Below are 18,405 nucleotides of genomic sequence, written 5' to 3'. Positions count from 1 at the left end.
AACCCTTCATCGCCCGTCGCGCCCGACCCACTCGTACGGCCTCGGCCGGCGGCCGGGAACGGCGGAGGCAACCTGACCGCAAGCCCATAGGAGACCTAACCGTGAAGAGCGCCGTCGAGACTCTGAACCCGACCCGGGTTCGACTCACCGTCGAGGTGCCCTTCGAGGAGCTCAAGCCCAGCCTCGACGCGGCGTACAAGAAGATCAACCAGCAGGTCACGGTTCCGGGCTTCCGCAAGGGCAAGATCCCGGCTCGCGTCATCGACCAGCGTTTCGGCCGCGGTGCCGTGCTGGAGGAGGCCGTCAACGACGCCCTGCCGCGCTTCTACACGCAGGCCGTCGACGAGGGCAAGATCGAGGTCCTCGGCCAGCCCGACATCACCAACATCGAGGGTGTCGAGAAGATCGCCGATGGCGGTGACCTGAAGTTCACCGCAGAGGTGGACATCCGTCCGGAGATCACCCTTCCGGACTTCGCCTCCATCGAGGTGACCGTCGACCCGATCGTCGTCTCCGACGAGGACATCGAGAAGTCCCTGGAGCAGCTGCGCGAGCGCTTCTCCTCGGTCAAGGACGTCGAGCGCGCCGCGGCCGCCGGCGACATCGTGGTCGTGGACCTGATCGCCAAGGTCGACGGCGAGGTGCCGGAGGACGGCACCGCCAACGGCGTCAGCTACGAGATCGGCTCGGGCCGCCTGATCGACGGCATCGACGACGCCGTGACCGGCCTGGAGGCCGGTGGCACCGCCACCTTCTCCACCGAGCTCAAGGGTGGCACCCAGGCGGGCCAGACCTCCGAGGTCACCGTCACCGTCACCGCCGTCCAGGAGAAGGAGCTGCCCGAGCTGGACGACGAGTTCGCCCAGCTGGCCAGCGAGTTCGACACCCTGGAGGCCCTGCGCGACGACTCCCGCAAGCGCCTGGAGCGCATGAAGGAGTACGACCAGGCCACCCAGGCCCAGGAGAAGGTGCTGGACGCCCTGCTCGGCCTGGTCGAGATCGAGTTCCCGGAGAAGCTCCTCAAGGACGAGGTCGAGACCCGCAAGCACAACCTGGAGCACCACCAGCTCCAGCCGATGGGCCTCGACATCGACAGCTACCTGGAGACCCAGGGCAAGACCCGCGAGGAGTGGGACGCCGAGATCGAGGAGCAGGCGAAGAAGGGCATCAAGACCCAGTTCGTCCTGGACCAGATCGTCGCCGACGAAGAGCTGGGTGTTAACCAGGAGGAGCTGACCGAGCACCTCATCCGCCGCGCCGCCGGCTCGGGTCTCACCCCGGACCAGTTCGCGCAGCAGGTCGTCCAGGGTGGCCAGGTGCCGCTGCTGGTCGGCGAGGTCGCCCGCGGCAAGGCGCTGGCCACCGTGGTCGAGGCCGCCAAGGTCGTCGACACCGAGGGCAACGAGGTCAACTTCGACGACGAGGACGAGACGGCCGAGACCGTCGAGGCCCCGGCCGCCGAGGAGACCGCCGCCGAGGAGAAGACCGAGGCCTGAGTGCCCCGGTAGCCCCTGAGGTCTGCGACGGGCCCGGACGCCGTACGGTGTCCGGGCCCGTCGTCGTCCCCCGGGGCGGGCCCGACCCTGCGCTCACAGCGAACAGTTCTGCGTGAGGGATTCTGCGGCCCGGCCTGCGCGTTAGGGTCCTTGGACAGCACCAATCACACCGTGATACCCGGAAGCTGTGCGACACCGTGACGGCCGTGGAGCGACCGTCCAAATCGACTGAGCAGGTGGCTAAGTGACGTTCCCGCAGATGCAGATGCCCGGCCCGATGGCGCCGCACGCCGCCTCTGGTGACGTGCTCGGCGGCCTGGGAGACCAGGTGTACAACCGGCTGCTCAACGAGCGGATCATCTTCCTCGGCCAGCAGGTCGACGACGACATCGCCAACAAGATCACCGCCCAGCTGCTGCTGCTGGCCGCGGACCCGGAAAAGGACATCTTCCTTTACATCAACTCCCCGGGCGGTTCGATCTCGGCGGGCATGGCGATCTACGACACCATGCAGTACATCAAGAACGACGTCGTCACCATCGCGATGGGCATGGCGGCCTCGATGGGCCAGTTCCTGCTGACCGCCGGCGCCAAGGGCAAGCGCTTCTCGCTGCCGAACGCCAACATCCTGATGCACCAGCCCTCCGCCGGCCTCGGCGGCTCCGCCACCGACATCCGCATCCAGGCCGAGCAGCTGCTGCGCACCAAGAAGCGGATGTCCGAGCTGATCGCCTTCCACAGCGGCCAGTCCTTCGAGCAGATCACCAGGGACTCCGACCGCGACCGTTGGTTCACGCCGGAGGAGGCCCTGGAGTACGGCCTGATCGACGCGATCATGCACAGCGCCGCGGACGTCCCCGGCGGCGGCGGCACGGGCGCCTGAGCCTCGGCCCGGCCCACGAGACCACAGCCACAACGCCCCGGAGGACAAGAACCCCCATGAACATCCCCAGCCTGTCGGCCGCCCAGGCCCGCGTCGAGGACATGCGCGCCGAGGGTCGCTACATCGTCCCGCGCTTCGTCGAGCGCACCACGCAGGGCATCCGCGAGTACGACCCGTACGCCAAGCTGTTCGAGGAGCGCATCATCTTCCTCGGCTCGCAGGTCGACGACGTCTCGGCGAACGACATCATGGCGCAGCTGCTGTGCCTGGAGTCGATGGACCCGGACCGCGAGATCCAGATGTACATCAACTCGCCCGGCGGCTCGTTCACGGCCCTGACGGCCATCTACGACACCATGCAGTACGTGAAGCCGGACATCACCACGGTCTGCATGGGCCAGGCGGCCTCCGCCGCGGCCGTGCTGCTCGCGGCCGGCACCCCCGGCAAGCGGATGGCGCTGCCGAACGCCCGCATCCTGATCCACCAGCCGTACACCGAGACGGGCCGCGGCCAGGTGTCCGACCTGGAGATCCAGGCCAAGGAGATCTTCCGGATGCGCGAGCAGCTGGAGCAGATGCTCTCCAAGCACTCCAACAAGCCGGTGGAGCAGGTGCGCGAGGACATCGAGCGCGACAAGATCCTCACCGCCGAGGAGGCCCTGGAGTACGGCCTCGTCGACCAGATCATCTCCACCCGCAAGACCTCGCTGACCTCCTGAGGCCGGCACCCTCCGAGGCGGGGCGCGCATCCTGCGTGCGCGCCCCGCTCCGGTTCGTCGGCGGCCTCCGCAACGGCATCTGTTCGGTATCAATTCGCCCAGGGCGTAGGGCAGACCCGGCGAAGAGGACGGAATCAGGGGCCCGGCAGAGTACCGTCGGATAGCGAGACCGATCGCCGTCGGCGTTGACGGTCCACAGCACCAGGCCCCGGAACCCCTGCGGGGCCCCTGGCGAAGGGGAAGCACCTCGTGGCACGCATCGGAGACGGTGGCGACCTGCTCAAGTGCTCGTTCTGCGGCAAGTCGCAGAAGCAGGTGAAGAAGCTGATCGCCGGCCCAGGCGTGTACATCTGCGACGAGTGCATCGACCTGTGCAACGAGATCATCGAGGAGGAACTCGCCGAGACCTCCGAGGTGCGCTTCGAGGAGCTGCCGAAGCCGCGGGAGATCTACGAGTTCCTGGACCAGTACGTGGTCGGCCAGGACCTCGCCAAGAAGGCGCTGTCGGTGGCGGTCTACAACCACTACAAGCGCGTCCAGGCCGGCGAGGCGGGCCGCAGCGGCGGCAACGGCCGCGAGGACGCCATCGAGCTGGCCAAGTCCAACATCCTGCTGCTGGGCCCCACCGGCTCCGGCAAGACGCTGCTGGCGCAGACCCTGGCCCGGATGCTCAACGTGCCGTTCGCGATCGCGGACGCCACCGCGCTGACCGAGGCCGGGTACGTCGGCGAGGACGTCGAGAACATCCTGCTCAAGCTGATCCAGGCGGCCGACTACGACGTCAAGAAGGCCGAGACCGGGATCATCTACATCGACGAGATCGACAAGGTCGCGCGCAAGAGCGAGAACCCGTCGATCACCCGGGACGTCTCCGGCGAGGGCGTGCAGCAGGCGCTGCTGAAGATCCTGGAGGGCACCACCGCCTCGGTGCCGCCGCAGGGCGGGCGCAAGCACCCGCACCAGGAGTTCATCCAGATCGACACCACCAACGTGCTGTTCATCGTCGGCGGCGCGTTCGCCGGCCTGGAGCGGATCATCGAGGGCCGGGCCGGCGCCAAGGGCATCGGCTTCGGCGCCAACATCCGCTCCAAGCGGGAGTCGGACGCCAGCGACCACTTCCGCCAGGTGATGCCCGAGGACCTGGTGAAGTTCGGCATGATCCCCGAGTTCATCGGCCGGCTGCCGGTGATCACCAGCGTGCACAACCTGGACCGCGAGGCGCTCCTGCAGATCCTCACCGAGCCGAAGAACGCGCTGGTCAAGCAGTACCGCAAGCTCTTCGAACTGGACGGCGTGGAGCTGGAGTTCTCCCGGGACGCGCTGGAGGCGATCGCCGACCAGGCGATCCTGCGCGGCACCGGCGCGCGCGGCCTGCGGGCCATCATGGAGGAGGTGCTGATGTCCGTGATGTACGAGGTGCCCTCGCGTCAGGACGTCGCCCGCGTGGTGGTCACCGGGGACGTGGTCTCCAAGCACGCCATCCCCACCCTCGTCCCGCGCGACATGATCAAGCGCGAGCGGCGCGAGAAGAGCGCCTGACCCGCGCCCGCCGTATCCGAAAGGGCCCCGCACCGACCGGTGCGGGGCCCTTCGGCGTTTCCCGGTGCCCGGAGGGTCACCGACGGTTCCCGGTGGACTACTTGGGGACCTCGGCGACCGCGCGCAGGTCGCGGGTGTCGGCGGCGAGCTTGTCCAGGTCCGGCTTGGCGCTCGGGTCGGCCACCGTCATGACCATCACCAGGCCGCTGCTGTCGGCCCAGGAGCAGATGCCCATCGTGGTCCCGGCCTCGCTCTCGCCGCCGACGACCGCGGCGCACTCCATCGCGCCGCCCTTGGGGCCGGCGTCCACCACGTGCCGGTCGCTGAGCTTGCGACCGGTGGACGCCATGCCCTGGAACGCCTGGTCCAGTTCCTGCTTCGGCGCCAGGACCTTGCCGTAGCCCCCGAACACGACCAGCTGAGGCTCCGACTGCGCGTTCTGGTAGAGGGCGCCCACCCCGGTGGGGTTCCAGTTGCCGTCGCCCTTGCCGAAGCTGGAGGTGAGCCCCTTCTCCAGGGTGTCGGCGACCTGGGGGTCGTCGCTCTGGCGCAGGTCCTTGAACGTGGCCGGCAGGACGATCTTCTGGGTGCCCGCGTTGCTGGCGACGTCGTAGACGAAGTAGGCGAGCGTGCCGCCGCCCAGCAGGACGAAGGCGCCGACGACGCCGAGCACGGTCCAGAGCGTCTTGCGGGACTTGCGCGGCGGCGGTACCGGCGGGTAGGCGCCGTACCCCGGGTAGGCACCCGGCTCGCCGACCGGCGGGTAGCCGGGCGGCGGGCTCTGCGGCGGGATGCCGCCGTAGCCCGGCGGGGCCGGCGGGGGCGGCGGTGCGTCGTGTCCCGGCTGCGGCGGGGGGCCGTAGGGGTTCTGCTCGGTCACGCGAGGCCTCTCTGATGGCGATGCCCGGGTGCCGCCCGGCGCGGCCGGTGGCGGCGGGGACGTGGTGCTGACGTGTGGTGACGCGGCGGGGCGGTGCTCGGTTACTTGGCGACGACCATGGCGTCGCGGATCGCCCGGGTCCTGTCCGCGGCCTGGGCCGGGGTGAGGCCCTGGCCGCCGCCGGTCAGGCTGATCTTGCTGAAGGTGATCCGGCCGGTGGTGGACTTGTCCGCCCACACGCAGACGGTGGGCCCGGCCTTGCCCGCGATGACGCCGGCCACGCCGCAGGCGAGCTTCGCCGAGGAGCTGTGGCCGTCCTGCGCCGGGAAGTCCGTCAGCGGCGTGGTCCAGGTCAGCCCGCCGGTGTCCTTCTTCGAGTCGTCGATGATCTGGCCGGGGTCGTTGAGCTCCCCGTAGACGCCGACCACGGAGAGCGTGTCGAGGGCGTCGGAGCCCTTGCTGTAGCTGGCCGCCAGCACGCTGAGGTTCTTGCCGAACTTCGCCGCCTCGGGCTTGGCCGGGTCGACGGCCTCCTCCTTGGCGGACTTCTGGGTGTAGCCGTCCGGCAGCGACTGCGGCGCGGAGATCTTGTACTGGCCGCCCTGGTCGTCGCCGAGGAACTTCCACGCGGCGAAGCCGCCGCCGCCCAGCACCAGCGCGCCCACGACCAGGCCGACCACCAGGCCGGTCCGGCCCTTCTTCGGCGGCGGCGGGTAGCCCGGCTGGCCGTACGGGGCCTGCGGCGGGTAGCCGTACGGGGGCTGCGGGGCACCGTAGGGCGGCTGGGGAGCGCCGTAGGGCTGGCCGTCCTGCGGCGGGTAGCCGTACTGGGGCGGCTGCTGCGGGGCGCCGTAGGGCGGCGGTGGCTGCGGCGGGCCGTACGGGGGCTGGCCCCCGTACGGCTGAGGCTGTCCCTGCGGTTGTCCCTGCGGATACTGCTGGCCCTGGCCGTACATCTGCGTCCGTGCTCCCCCGCCGCACCCGCGGCCTGTCGTCGTGTCGTCCCGGGGTCCGTGCGGACACCGGACGAGTGCCCGGGAACGGTACCGTACGGTGTCCGCCACCGAGCCGATCGGGCGGGTCGCGTCCGCGCGGCGAAAGCGGTTCGTAACACGTGCCCGCGGTTACGTAAACTGTGCGTCGTGACCGACACGACGAACCAGCACCCCGTGAGCACCTTTGCCGGGGACGAAGCAGCAACTCTCCCGACGACCTACACCCCCGCGGACGTAGAGGGCGAGCTGTACGAGCGCTGGGTAGAGCGTGGCTACTTCACCGCGGACGCCAAGAGCGACAAGCCCCCGTTCACCATCGTCATCCCCCCGCCGAACGTGACCGGCAGCCTGCACCTGGGCCACGCCTTCGAGCACACGCTGATCGACGCGCTGGTCCGCCGCAAGCGGATGCAGGGCTACGAGGCGCTGTGGCAGCCCGGAATGGACCACGCCGGCATCGCCACCCAGAACGTGGTCGAGCGCGAGCTCGCCAAGGAGAGCAAGTCCCGCCACGACCTGGGCCGGGAGGCCTTCGTCGAGCGCGTCTGGAAGTGGAAGGCGGAGTCCGGCGGCCAGATCTCCGGCCAGATGCGCCGCCTGGGCGACGGTGTGGACTGGTCCCGCGAGCGATTCACCATGGACGAGGGCCTGTCCCAGGCCGTCCAGACCATCTTCAAGAAGCTCTTCGACGACGAGCTGATCTACCGGGCCGAGCGCATCATCAACTGGTGCCCGCGCTGCCTGACCGCCATCTCGGACATCGAGGTGGAGTACCAGGACGACGACGGCGAGCTGGTCTCGATCCGCTACGGCGAGGGCGACGCCTCGATCGTCGTCGCCACCACCCGCGCCGAGACGATGCTGGGCGATACCGCGGTCGCCGTCCACCCGGACGACGAGCGCTACCGCCACCTGGTCGGCACCGAGATCGAGCTGCCGTTGACCGGCCGTCGGATCCCCGTGGTCGCCGACGCCCACGTCGACCCGGAGTTCGGCACCGGCGCCGTCAAGGTGACGCCCGCGCACGACCCGAACGACTTCGAGATCGGCCAGCGGCACGGCCTGCCCTCGGTCGCCGTCATGGACGAGCACGCGGTCATCACCGTGCACGGCCCGTTCCTCGGCCTGGACCGGCTGGAGGCCCGCTCGGCGATCGTCGCCGCGCTGCGCGCCGACGGCCGGATCGCCGCCGAGAAGCGCCCGTACGTCCACTCGGTCGGCCACTGCTCGCGCTGCAAGACCACCATCGAGCCGCGGCTGTCCATGCAGTGGTGGGTCAAGGTCGGCCCGCTCGCGAAGGCCGCCGGCGACGCGGTCCGCGACGGCAAGGTCAAGATCCACCCGCAGGAGATGGAGAAGCGTTACTTCGACTGGGTCGACAACCTGCACGACTGGTGCATCTCGCGCCAGCTGTGGTGGGGCCACCGCATCCCGGTCTGGTACGGCCCGAACGGCGAGGTCGTCTGCGTCGGCCCGGACGAGCAGCCGCCCACCGGCGAGGGCTGGCACCAGGACAACGACGTCCTGGACACCTGGTTCTCCTCCGGACTGTGGCCGTTCTCCACGCTCGGCTGGCCGGAGCAGACCGAGAGCCTGGCGAAGTTCTACCCGAACTCCGTCCTGGTCACCGGCTACGACATCCTGTTCTTCTGGGTCGCCCGGATGATGATGTTCGGCCTCTACGCGATGGACGGCACCCCGCCGTTCCACACCATCGCGCTGCACGGCATGGTCCGTGACCAGAACGGCAAGAAGATGTCGAAGTCCTTCGGCAACGTGGTCAACCCGCTGGACTGGATGGACAAGTACGGTTCGGACGCGCTGCGCTTCACGCTGGCGCGCGGTGCCAACCCGGGCGTCGACGTGCCGATCGGCGAGGACTGGGTCCAGGCGGCCCGCAACTTCGCCAACAAGATCTGGAACGCCACCCGCTTCGCGCTGATGAACGGCGCCACCGTCGAGGGCCCGCTGCCCGCGCCGGAGGAACTGACCGCGACCGACCGCTGGATCCTGTCGCGCCTGAACAGCACCGTCGCCGAGGTGGACGCGCTGTACGAGGACTACCAGTTCTCCAAGCTGTCCGAGGCGCTGTACCACTTCGCCTGGGACGAGGTCTTCGACTGGTACGTCGAGCTGTCCAAGACCACCCTGGCCAAGGGCGGCCCGCAGGCCGACGCCGCGCGCCGGGTGCTCGGCGAGGTCCTGGACGTCACGCTGCGGCTGCTGCACCCGATCGTGCCCTTCGTCACCGACACCCTGTGGACCACGCTCACCGGCGCCGAGTCGCTGGTCATCGCCGACTGGCCGACGGACAGCGGTTACCGCGATGCCGAGGCCGAGGCCGAGATCGCCACGCTGCAGCAGGTGGTCACCGAGGTCCGCCGGTTCCGCTCGGACCAGGGCCTCAAGCCGGGCCAGCGCGTCCCGGCGAAGCTGGAGCTGGACGGCACCGTGCTGGCCGTCCACGAGGACGCGATCCGCTCGCTGCTGCGGCTGACCGTCCCCGAGGAGGGCTTCGCGGCCACCGCCTCGCTCCCGGTCGCCGGCGCCACCGTCGCGCTCGACCTCTCCGGCACCATCGACGTCGCGGCGGAGCGCAAGCGCCTCGCCAAGGACCTCGCGGCCGCCGAGAAGGAGAAGGCGCAGACCACGGCCAAGCTCGGCAACGAGGCGTTCCTCGCGAAGGCGCCGGACGAGGTGGTCGCCAAGATCCGGGGCCGTCAGGAGGCCGCCGAGGCCGACATCGCCCGGATCACCGCCCAGCTCGCGGCGCTGCCGCAGGGCTGAGCCCGTACCGGTCCGTGAGGGGCCGCACTCCGCGACGCGCGGGGTGCGGCCCCTCCGGCGTTTCCGGGCGGCTCGGCCGGGCACGGCGGCGGTGTTCTTTTTGCTACGCCTAATAGCCCAGCAACATTGCTCCCTTCCGGCGAATATTCATCCTGGACCGGGTGAGGTCCTATTCCTTCCGAATTCATTCCGGTCTTGCCCGCGCGGGTTCGCGGAAGTTTGCAGGTCGGATGTGTACGGTGTGCACGGAGTTTCTGACGGGTGTTTCTGCTGAGCGTTCCTGCTGAGCCGACGGACGGGAGGGCATGGCGTGGTGGTGACCGAGGAATTGGCCGAAGAACTTCCTGCCGAGGCGGTGGAGGAGGCCAAGGCCAGGGCGGCGACCCTGCTGCTGGCGTTCCGCCACGGCAACCAGCTCGCCTTCGACCACGAGCTGGACCTGCTCCTCGCCGAGCGCGCCGAGCGCGAGGTGACCACCCTGCTCGCCTGGATCGCCGCCGAGGCCGTCCGCAAGGCGTACGCGCCCGAGGTCGGCGACCGGGTACTGCGGGCGATGGCCCGGCGCGCCCCGGCCGACAACGGCGCGGTCGCGGTGGACGAGGAGAGCGCGGACGCCGCCCGGCTGATCGAGGCGGTGGCCGCCGGTGAGGTGGCCGAGGTGCGCGGCCTGGTCGCCTCGACCGCCGACACCACCTTCCTGCTCGGCGGTCTGCTCCAGGGCGTCGCGATGATGCTGCCGCTGCTGCCCGAGGGCGAACTGGCCGAGATCACGGCCGAGTTGCGCCGCCGGCACGGCGGGCCCGCGGCACACGTCCCGGAGGCCCGGGCCGGGGTCTGAACCCCGGTCCGGGCAGGGGGCGTCACGGCATGGCGTGCAGGTGCGCGCCGATGGTGCCCGCGACCGGGTTGCCCGCCTTGGCGTCCCAGTTGGTCGACCAGGTCATCGCCCCGCCGATGCCCGGCCAGGTGGTGTCGGGCTTGTAGCTGCCGCAGTTGGTGCCGGCGGCCAGGCAGTCCAGCGCGTTGTCGACCACGCTCGGGCTGACGTACCCGCCGCCCGCCGCGCTGGTGGAGGCCGGCACGCCGAGCCCCACCTGGTCGGGCCGCAGCCCGCCCTTGAGCTGGATGCAGGCCAGCCCGGTGAGGAAGTCCTCGGTGCCCTGCGAGTAGACGTTGCCGTCGCAGCCGTTCATCGCACCGGAGTTGTAGTACTGCATGTTGACGATGGTGAGGATGTCCTTCACGTTCAGCGCCAGCTTGAAGTACTCCATGCCGGTCGACTGCATGTCGATGGTCTGCGGCGCCATGGTGAGGACGAACCCGCTGCCGCTCTTCGCCGCCAGCGAGTGCAGCGCCTGGCCCAGGTAGGCGGCGTTGACGCCGTTCTCCAGGTCGATGTCGACCCCGTCGAAGCCGTAGCCCTGCATCAGCGCCCACGCGGTGCTCGCGAAGTTGGCCGCCGAGGTCGGGTCGCTCACCGACACCGTGCCGTTCTGCCCGCCGACCGAGAGCACCACCTTCTTGCCGGCCGCCCGCTTGGCCGCGATGTCGGCCTTGAACTGGGCGTCGGTGTAGCCGCCGAGGCGGGAGGAGAGGGCGGGGTCCAGGGTGAAGCCCAGCCCGCCCGGTGTGGTGGTGGCGTCGGCGAAGGAGACCGCGATGATGTCGTAGGCGGCCGGGACGTCGCTGATCCGCTGGACGGTGGCGCCGTTGTCGAAGTTCTGCCAGTAGCCGGTCAGGATGTGCTTGGGCAGGCCGGGAGGCTTGCCGGTCGAGGTGGCGGTCGGGCTTGCGGTGCCGGTGTCCGTGGGGGAGGGGCTGCCGGTGCCGGTGGGGCTCGGGGACGTGGTGGCGGTCGGGCTCTGGGAGGGCTGCGGTCCGCCCGGGCCGATCAGCGAGACGTCGTCGGCGAGGAAGGCGGGCTGCCCGTACCAGCCGTGCAGGTAGACGGTGACGCTGGTGGTGCCCGGGCCGGTGGTGAAGCCGGTGCTCAGCTGGGCCCAGCCGGTGGAGTTCGTCCAGGTGCCGGGGTCGGTGCCGCCGGTGCCGCGGGCGCCCAGGTAGACGTACGAGCCCTGGACCCAGGAGCTCAGCGTGTACGTCGAGGAGGGCTGCACGGCGACGGTCTGGGTGCACTCGCCGGTGTCGCCCGAGCCCGGGGTGGACTGCAGGGCGTAGCGGCCGGAGTGCACGGTCGCGCTCTGGACGGCGCCGTTGCCGCAGGACCAGCCGGACAGGGTGCCGGTCTCGAAGCCGCCGTTGGTGATCAGGTCGGGGTCGGCGGCCTGGGCGCCGGTGCCGGTGGCGAGGGCGAGCCCGCTCAGGCCGAGGGCGATGGCGCAGGCCCCGGCGAGCAGGGTGTGGGCGGCGCGTGGGCGCCGGTGTCGGGCAGGTGGCATGACTCCATCTCCTGTGGGGGAGGCCCGGCGGCGCGCCTGGGTGGTGGGGGTGGAGCGCCGTCCGGGGTGTCGATGGTGCGCGTGCGGGAGCTACCGACAACTCAAGTCCCTGTCGGGGGAGGAGACTTGACTCACAAGGTGGAGTAGACCAATCCGGCTGTCAAGAGGGCGCTAGGCGGCCGACGGCCGTGCCCTGGAGTCGGCTGCTCCGGGCTCGGCCGGCTCGGCGACCGCGGCGGTGAGCGCGGCGATCCGCGCCGAGGCCAGGCCGTCGCCGTACGGGCTCGGGGTGGCCGCGAGCCGGGCGAGCCGCTCGGGGGTGTCGGCCAGCCAGGTCCGGGCCAGCGCGCCCAGGTCCTCGTCGGGGCCCACCAGCGCGGCGAAGCCCGCCGCCACCGCCTCCGGACGCTCGGTGGAGCGGCGCACCACCAGCAGCGGGCGGCCGAGCACGGTGCACTCCTCCTGCACGCCGCCGGAGTCGGAGACCAGTAGCGCGGCGTGGCTCGCCAGGCCCAGGAAGTCGGCGTACCCGACCGGCCCGGTGACGGCCAGGTGCTCCAGCAGGGCGTCCAGCGCGAAGCGCTCGACGGCGGCCCGGGTACGCGGATGCATCGGGAACAGCACCGGGGTGCCCGCCCGGGCGATCCGGTCCAGTTCGGCCAGCACGGCGCCCAGTGCCTCGGCGGTGTCGGTGTTCTCCGGGCGGTGCACGGTGGCCAGCACGTAGCCGTCCGGGCGCAGCCCGTGCGCGGCGAGCAGCGCGGCGCGGTCGGCCGCGGCCGGCAGCTGGCGGCGGACCACCTCGACGACGGTGTTGCCGGTGAGCGCGATCCGCTCCTCGGCGAGGGCCTCGGCGCGCAGGTTGGCGACGTTGTCCCCGGTGGCGGCGCAGAGCAGGTCGGAGACGTGGTCGACCATCACCCGGTTGTGCTCCTCGGGCATCGCCCGGTCGAAGCTGCGCAGCCCGGCCTCGACGTGCACCAGCGGGATCTCCCGGGCGTTGGCGGCCAGCGCCCCGGCGAGGGTGGCGTTGGTGTCGCCCTGGACGACCACGGCGGCGGGGCGGTCCTCGGCGAAGGCGGCGTCCAGCTGGCCGAGGGACTGGGCGATCTGGCCGGCCCGGGGGCGCCCGCCGACGCCGGTGAGCAGTTCGGGGCGGGGCAGGTCGAGGTCGCGCAGGAAGCGGCCGGACATCGCCTCGTCCCAGTGCTGGCCGGTGTGCACCAGGCGGGTGGCGTCGCCGAGTTCGTGGATCAGCGGGGCGAGCTTGACCAGTTCGGGGCGGGTGCCGAGGACGACGGCGACGCTGGCGGGGGGAAGGCACATGCTCATGGGGAGGCTCCGAGGGGGTGGGGCTGCTCAGGGCTCGGGCGCGGGGCTCGGGCGCGGGGCTCAGGCGCGGGGCTCAGGACCGAGGCTCAGGACTCGAGGGCGGTGGGGGCGCCGAGGGCGACCTTCTCGGCGTTGCGCCGGGTCTTGGCCCAGCCGTTGCGGCCGAGCAGCATCCGGGCGGCGGCCCGGGTGGCGACCACGAAGAGGTGGTAGGCGTAGAGCCAGATCAGGACGCCCCAGAGCAGCCCGGTGAGCCGGCCGCGGTTGGGGTGGACGAGCCGGCGGTAGGCGAAGCCCCAGAGCATCATCGGCAGGGTGGCGACCGCGAAGGCGAGCAGCATCCACGGGCCGAACCTGACGTGGAAGTCGGCGGTTTCGGCGGGGAAGAGCACCAGCCCGGCCGCGGTGATCCCGAGCGAGAGCGGGAACAGCAGGACCAGCAGGACGCAGACGACGGGCTGGAGGAAGGTGTACAGCACCTCGGCCTTGCCGGACCAGGTGTAGAAGGGGGAGCGCAGCACCCGGCCGGTGTAGCGCAGGCACTGCATGTTGCCCTGGGCCCAGCGGGTGCGCTGGGTGAGGAAGCGGCGCAGCGAGATCAGGCCCTCCTGGGAGACCTGGGTCTCGGTGACGTGGGTGAGGCGCCAGCCGGCCAGGCGCAGGTCGAGGCCGGACTCGTAGTCCTCCAGCAGGGCGCGCTCGGGCCAGGGGCGGCCGGCCCGGCCCTCCTCGGCGGTGAGCGAGTCGAGGGCGGTGAGGCGGACGAACTGGCCGTTCCCGCCGAGGCCGACGCTGCCGGTGCGGCGGCGCAGCAGCTGCATGCCGGCGTTGTTGGCCTGGAACTCGACGTCCTGCATCCGGACCAGGGCGCGGGCGAACGCGTTGGCGGCGCGGCCTCGGCCGGGCAGCGGGAGTTCGTCGTCGGCGTTGCGCATCCGCACGCCGATCTGGACGGCGCCGGTGTCGGGGCGGCCGAGTGCCTTGTCGTTGCAGACCTGGGGGAGGGTGCCGGGGTCGAGCCGTCCGTCGGCGTCGACGACGCCGATCACCACGCGGGAGCGGTCGGTGCCCCCGGGCAGCCAGGCGGTGATCTCGCGGTAGGCGGCGTTGAGGGCGGCGCCCTTGCCGATCCGGGCGTGCGGGCGGCGGCGCTGGACGAGGTGGACGCGGTCGTCGTGGGCCGCGGCGGCGAGGACGAGGTCGCGGGTGGCGTCCTCGCTGTCGTCGTCGATCACCCACAGGTGGGCCTCGGGTGCGTTCTCGCGTAGGCCGGCCAGGGTCTGGGTGACCACGGCCTCCTCGTCGCGGCAGGGGATCACCAGGTGCCACTGGAAGGCGGCCGGGTCGCCGGGCTCGGCGGGCCGGTTGTGCCGGAAGGCGTGCCGGGAGCCGGCCCAGTACAGGAGGAAGCGTCCGAAGACGAAGGCCATGTAGCCGACGAGCGCCAGTGAGACCAGTCCGGCGAACCAGACGACGGCGTCCTGGCGGAGCACGATCCAGTCGTGCAGGGCGTCGGGCATGGCGTGGTACTCCTCATGATCAAAGGCGGTGCGGCTCCAGGGGGTGCGAATCGATGCTTCATTGCGGTTCAAACTCGCCAAAGAGATAGTAAAGGGGGCAAATTGGAAACCCCGACCAAAGTGGTCGTTCTCACCCCGTGAGGACGGCCCGCCAACCCTCCGTAGACTGTGGTCGTGAGTGACAAGGCCGACCCGAACCCGTACACCCTCCGTCCCGCCGACGGCGACACCGACGACACCCTGCGCGATGTCGAGGTGGAGCTCTCCAAGCGCTGGCCGGAGAACAAGCTGGAGCCCTCGCTCGACCGGATCGAGGCGCTGATGGACATCCTGGGCCAGCCCCAGCGGTCCTTCCCCTCCATCCACATCACCGGGACCAACGGCAAGACCTCCACCGCCCGGATGATCGAGCAGCTGCTCAACACCTTCGAACTGCGCACGGGCCGCTACACCAGCCCGCACGTGGAGAGCGTCACCGAGCGGATCACCCTGGACGGCGCCCCGATCACCCCCGAGCGCTTCGTCGAGGTCTACCGCGACGTCGAGCCGTACGTGCAGATGGTCGACGCGGCGCAGCCGGTGCCGATGTCCTTCTTCGAGGTGCTGACCGGCATGGCCTACGCCGCCTTCGCCGACGCCCCGGTGGACGTCGCCGTGGTCGAGGTCGGCATGGGCGGTTCCTGGGACGCCACCAACGTCATCGACGCCGCCGTCGCCGTGATCACCCCGATCGGGCTGGACCACACCGACAAGCTCGGCGAGACCACCGGCGAGATCGCGGTCGAGAAGTCCGGGATCGTCAAGTCCGGAGCCGTCGCCGTCGTCGCCCAGCAGCAGCTGGACGCCGCCCAGAACATCCTGCGTCGCGCCGTCGAGGTCGACGCCACGGTGGCCCGCGAGGGCATGGAGTTCGGTGTGATCCGCCGTGAGCTCGGCGTCGGCGGCCAGCTGGTGACGCTGCGCGGGCTCGGCGGCGAGGAGTACGAGGACGTCTTCATCCCGCTGCACGGCGAGCACCAGGCGCACAACGCGGTGCTGGCGCTGGCCGCGGTCGAGGCCTTCTTCGGCGTCGGCGGCGCCCGAGGCGGGCAGCTCGACGTGGACAAGGTCCGCCAGGCCTTCTCCGGCGTCTCCTCGCCCGGCCGCCTGGAGGTCGTCCGCCGCAGCCCCACGATCGTCCTGGACGCCGCGCACAACCCGCACGGCGCCCGCGCCACCGTCGCCGCCCTGGGCGAGTCCTTCGGCTTCACCCGGCTCGTCGGCGTGATCGGCACCTCCGGGGACAAGGACGTGGCCGGCGTGCTGGAGGCCTTCGAGCCGATCCTCGCCGAGGTCGTCATCACCCAGAACTCCACCCACCGCGCGATGGACGTCGACGAGTTGGCGGCGCTGGCCGTCGACATCTTCGGCGAGGACCGCGTCCAGGTCGAGCCCCGGCTCGACGACGCCATCGCGGCCGCCGTCACCCTCGCCGAGGAGGAGGGCGACCTCGGCGGCGCCGGGGTGCTGGTCACCGGTTCGGTCATCACGGTGGGCGAGGCCCGCCTGCTGCTCGGGAGGAAGTGACATGAGGACCCTCTGCTCCTCGACCCTGATCGGCGAGGCGCTCCTGGCCATGTTCGCCGCGCTGGTCGCGATGCAGCTGTCCAGCGTCTCCACGGCCACGATCTGGATCGTCACCGGGATCGTCATGGCGCTCTGCATCGCGCTCTGCGGCATGATCAACCGCCCTGGTGCGGTGGCCGTCGGCTGGGCGCTGCAGATCGGACTGATCGCCAGCGGCTTCATCCTGCCGACCATGTTCGGCCTCGGTGTGGTCTTCGCCGGCCTGTGGTGGTGCTCGGTGCACTACGGCCGCAAGGTGGACGAGTTCAAGGCCGCCCGGGCCGCCGCCGAGGCGGCCGCCGTACCGGTCTAGGGCCCGGCCCGGCGGGCCGACACGCCGCACACGCAAGGTAATCTCTGCCGTGTCGGCTCCCGCCCGTCGGCCCGACTGCCTTGCCGTACCGAATCCCCAGGAGACGCACCGTGTCCCAGCGCACTCTCGTCCTGCTCAAGCCCGACGCCGTCCAGCGTGGCCTGGCCGGCGAGATCATCAGCCGCATCGAGCGCAAGGCCGGCTGGCGGCTCACCGCCGTCGAGCTGCGCACCTTCGACCGGGCGACGCTGGAGCAGCACTACGCGGAGCACGTCGGCCGCCCGTTCTACGAGCCGCTGCTGGAGTTCATGACCTCCGGCCCGTCGATCGCGCTGATCGTCGAGGGCGAGGAGGTCGTCCGCGGCATCCGGATGCTGGCCGGTGCGACCAACCCGCTGGAGGCCGGGGCCGGCACCATCCGCGGCGACTACGCGACGATCACCCGCGAGAACCTGATCCACGCCTCGGACTCCCCGGAGTCGGCCGAGCGCGAGATCAAGATCTTCTTCCCGGCGCACGCCTGAGTCCAGCCGGGCGACACGCCCGAGGGACCTTGGCACTGCCCCGGTCGGGACCATTGGCCCGGCCGGGGCACTTTTATCGTGAAATAAGCAACCAGTGGCGCCGACACGGCGTCCCAATGCCCGGAGAAGCGAACACGCTCCGGACAATGGACGGTATGCCCCGCATCGACGTCCGTACCGCGCCGCGTGACTACGATGGACGCGACTCAAGGGCCCGGTAAGGCAGCTCAGCTGGCTCCGCCCGAGCGTGGGCGCGCTCTCGTCCCACCCCCATGAACTCCGAGCCCGGGAAGGCAACCACACCCCATGGCGAGCAACCTGTCGTTCATCGGCCGCGACTTGGCGATCGACCTTGGAACTGCCAACACGCTGGTGTACGTCAGGGGCAAGGGGATCGTCCTCAACGAGCCGTCCGTCGTCGCGGTGAACACCAACACCGGCGGCATCCTGGCGGTCGGTGCCGAGGCGAAGAAGATGATCGGCCGGACGCCGGGCAACATCGTCGCCATCCGCCCGCTCAAGGACGGCGTGATCGCCGACTTCGAGATCACCGAGCGGATGCTTCGCTACTTCATCCTCAAGATCCACCGCCGCCGCTACCTCGCCCGTCCCCGGGTCGTGGTCTGCGTGCCCTCCGGCATCACCGGGGTCGAGCGCCGCGCCGTGATCGAGGCCTCCTCGCAGGCCGGCGCCCGCCAGGTGCACATCATCGAGGAGCCGATGGCCGCCGCCATCGGCGCCGGGCTGCCCGTCCACGAGGCCACCGGCAACATGGTCGTCGACATCGGCGGCGGCACCACCGAGGTCGCGGTCATCTCCCTCGGCGGCATCGTCACCGCCCAGTCCATCCGGGTCGCCGGCGACGAGCTGGACAACGCGATCGTCCAGCACATCAAGAAGGAGTACTCGCTGCTCCTCGGCGAGCGCAGCGCCGAGCAGATCAAGATGAGCATCGGCAGCGCCTTCGGCCTGGAGGGCGAGAAGGACGAGCACGCCGAGATCCGCGGCCGCGACCTGGTCAGCGGCCTGCCCAAGACCGTGGTCATCTCCGCCGCCGAGGTCCGCGAGGCCATCGACGAGCCGGTCAACTCGATCATCGACGCCGTGAAGACCACCCTCGACCAGTGCCCGCCCGAGCTGGCCGGCGACGTGATGGACCGCGGCATCGTGCTCACCGGCGGCGGCGCCCTGCTGCGCGGCCTCGACGAGCGGCTGCGCCGCGAGACCGGCATGCCGATCCACATCGCCGAGAACCCGCTCGACTCGGTCGCGCTCGGCTCCGGCAAGTGCGTCGAGGAGTTCGAGGCGCTCCAGCAGGTACTGGACGCCTCCCCGCGCCGTTAGCACCACCGAGACATCCGACACTCAACTGAACGGGCTGCCGCCCGGGCCCCACAGCCCGGGCGGCCGACC

15 protein-coding genes are annotated in these 18,405 nt (G+C 70.9%); 10 read left to right on the top strand and 5 right to left on the bottom strand.

Going from position 1 to position 18,405, the window contains the following annotated elements; all coding sequences use genetic code 11:
- Positions 1–101 precede the first annotated feature (101 nt).
- The 4 genes from tig (at position 102) to clpX (ending at position 4,637) form a co-directional block, all read left to right on the top strand.
- Entirely contained in the window at positions 102–1,496 is a 1,395-nt protein-coding gene (gene tig / locus AB0O82_RS26450; RefSeq protein ID WP_350886166.1) for a trigger factor, read from the top strand.
- Positions 1,497–1,773: 277 nt separating this feature from the next.
- Positions 1,774–2,379, top strand: a complete 606-nt coding sequence (locus AB0O82_RS26445; protein WP_280677242.1) for an ATP-dependent Clp protease proteolytic subunit — start codon at positions 1,774–1,776, stop codon at positions 2,377–2,379.
- 56 nt (positions 2,380–2,435) lie between these two features.
- Positions 2,436–3,098: an ATP-dependent Clp protease proteolytic subunit gene (locus AB0O82_RS26440; protein WP_350886164.1), complete on the top strand. Its 663-nt coding sequence runs from the start codon at positions 2,436–2,438 to the stop codon at positions 3,096–3,098.
- A gap of 249 nt (positions 3,099–3,347) precedes the next feature.
- Positions 3,348–4,637 (top strand): ATP-dependent Clp protease ATP-binding subunit ClpX, encoded by a 1,290-nt coding sequence (clpX, locus tag AB0O82_RS26435; protein ID WP_063347569.1) that lies wholly within the window; start codon positions 3,348–3,350, stop codon positions 4,635–4,637.
- Between the two features lie 97 nt (positions 4,638–4,734).
- Here the strand turns inward: clpX and AB0O82_RS26430 are convergent, their stop codons facing one another.
- Complete coding sequence (locus AB0O82_RS26430) at positions 4,735–5,517, bottom strand: hypothetical protein (protein WP_363586431.1); 783 nt, start codon at positions 5,515–5,517, stop codon at positions 4,735–4,737.
- A 101-nt stretch (positions 5,518–5,618) separates the two neighbouring features.
- Positions 5,619–6,473: a hypothetical protein gene (locus tag AB0O82_RS26425; protein WP_363586430.1), complete on the bottom strand. Its 855-nt coding sequence runs from the start codon at positions 6,471–6,473 to the stop codon at positions 5,619–5,621.
- Between the two features lie 213 nt (positions 6,474–6,686).
- Between AB0O82_RS26425 and AB0O82_RS26420 the strand changes: the two genes are divergently transcribed.
- Both AB0O82_RS26420 and AB0O82_RS26415 read left to right on the top strand, forming a co-directional pair.
- Complete coding sequence (locus tag AB0O82_RS26420) at positions 6,687–9,299, top strand: valine--tRNA ligase (RefSeq protein ID WP_363586438.1); 2,613 nt, start codon at positions 6,687–6,689, stop codon at positions 9,297–9,299.
- 316 nt (positions 9,300–9,615) lie between these two features.
- On the top strand, positions 9,616–10,137 hold the full coding sequence (locus tag AB0O82_RS26415) for a hypothetical protein (protein WP_363586429.1): 522 nt from the start codon (positions 9,616–9,618) through the stop codon (positions 10,135–10,137).
- Positions 10,138–10,159: 22 nt separating this feature from the next.
- Here AB0O82_RS26415 and AB0O82_RS26410 read toward each other — a convergent pair whose 3' ends face one another.
- The 3 genes from AB0O82_RS26410 to AB0O82_RS26400 all read right to left on the bottom strand — a co-directional run bounded on the left by AB0O82_RS26410 (position 10,160) and on the right by AB0O82_RS26400 (position 14,550).
- On the bottom strand, positions 10,160–11,698 hold the full coding sequence (locus tag AB0O82_RS26410) for a glycosyl hydrolase family 18 protein (protein WP_363586428.1): 1,539 nt from the start codon (positions 11,696–11,698) through the stop codon (positions 10,160–10,162).
- A gap of 171 nt (positions 11,699–11,869) precedes the next feature.
- Positions 11,870–13,024 carry a UDP-N-acetylglucosamine 2-epimerase (non-hydrolyzing) gene (wecB, locus tag AB0O82_RS26405; protein ID WP_363586427.1) on the bottom strand — a complete coding sequence of 385 codons (1,155 nt, stop codon included), beginning with the start codon at positions 13,022–13,024 and terminating at the stop codon, positions 11,870–11,872.
- 92 nt (positions 13,025–13,116) lie between these two features.
- Positions 13,117–14,550: a glycosyltransferase family 2 protein gene (locus tag AB0O82_RS26400; protein WP_363586426.1), complete on the bottom strand. Its 1,434-nt coding sequence runs from the start codon at positions 14,548–14,550 to the stop codon at positions 13,117–13,119.
- 174 nt (positions 14,551–14,724) lie between these two features.
- Here AB0O82_RS26400 and AB0O82_RS26395 point away from each other — a divergent pair, with 174 nt between their 5' ends.
- The 4 genes from AB0O82_RS26395 to AB0O82_RS26380 all read left to right on the top strand — a co-directional run bounded on the left by AB0O82_RS26395 (position 14,725) and on the right by AB0O82_RS26380 (position 18,336).
- Positions 14,725–16,116 carry a folylpolyglutamate synthase/dihydrofolate synthase family protein gene (locus tag AB0O82_RS26395; protein WP_363586425.1) on the top strand — a complete coding sequence of 464 codons (1,392 nt, stop codon included), beginning with the start codon at positions 14,725–14,727 and terminating at the stop codon, positions 16,114–16,116.
- Position 16,117: 1 nt separating this feature from the next.
- Positions 16,118–16,468, top strand: a complete 351-nt coding sequence (locus AB0O82_RS26390) for a DUF4233 domain-containing protein (RefSeq protein ID WP_063347563.1) — start codon at positions 16,118–16,120, stop codon at positions 16,466–16,468.
- A 110-nt stretch (positions 16,469–16,578) separates the two neighbouring features.
- Entirely contained in the window at positions 16,579–16,992 is a 414-nt protein-coding gene (ndk, locus tag AB0O82_RS26385) for a nucleoside-diphosphate kinase (RefSeq protein WP_063347562.1), read from the top strand.
- 318 nt (positions 16,993–17,310) lie between these two features.
- Positions 17,311–18,336, top strand: a complete 1,026-nt coding sequence (locus tag AB0O82_RS26380; protein WP_031076009.1) for a rod shape-determining protein — start codon at positions 17,311–17,313, stop codon at positions 18,334–18,336.
- Positions 18,337–18,405 lie beyond the last annotated feature (69 nt).

The organism is Kitasatospora sp. NPDC088264 (genome assembly GCF_040685715.1).
Lineage (GTDB): Bacteria > Actinomycetota > Actinomycetes > Streptomycetales > Streptomycetaceae > Kitasatospora.
The sequence above is the reverse complement of the archived record's forward strand: the minus strand, read 5'-3'. Positions and strand labels throughout refer to the sequence as shown.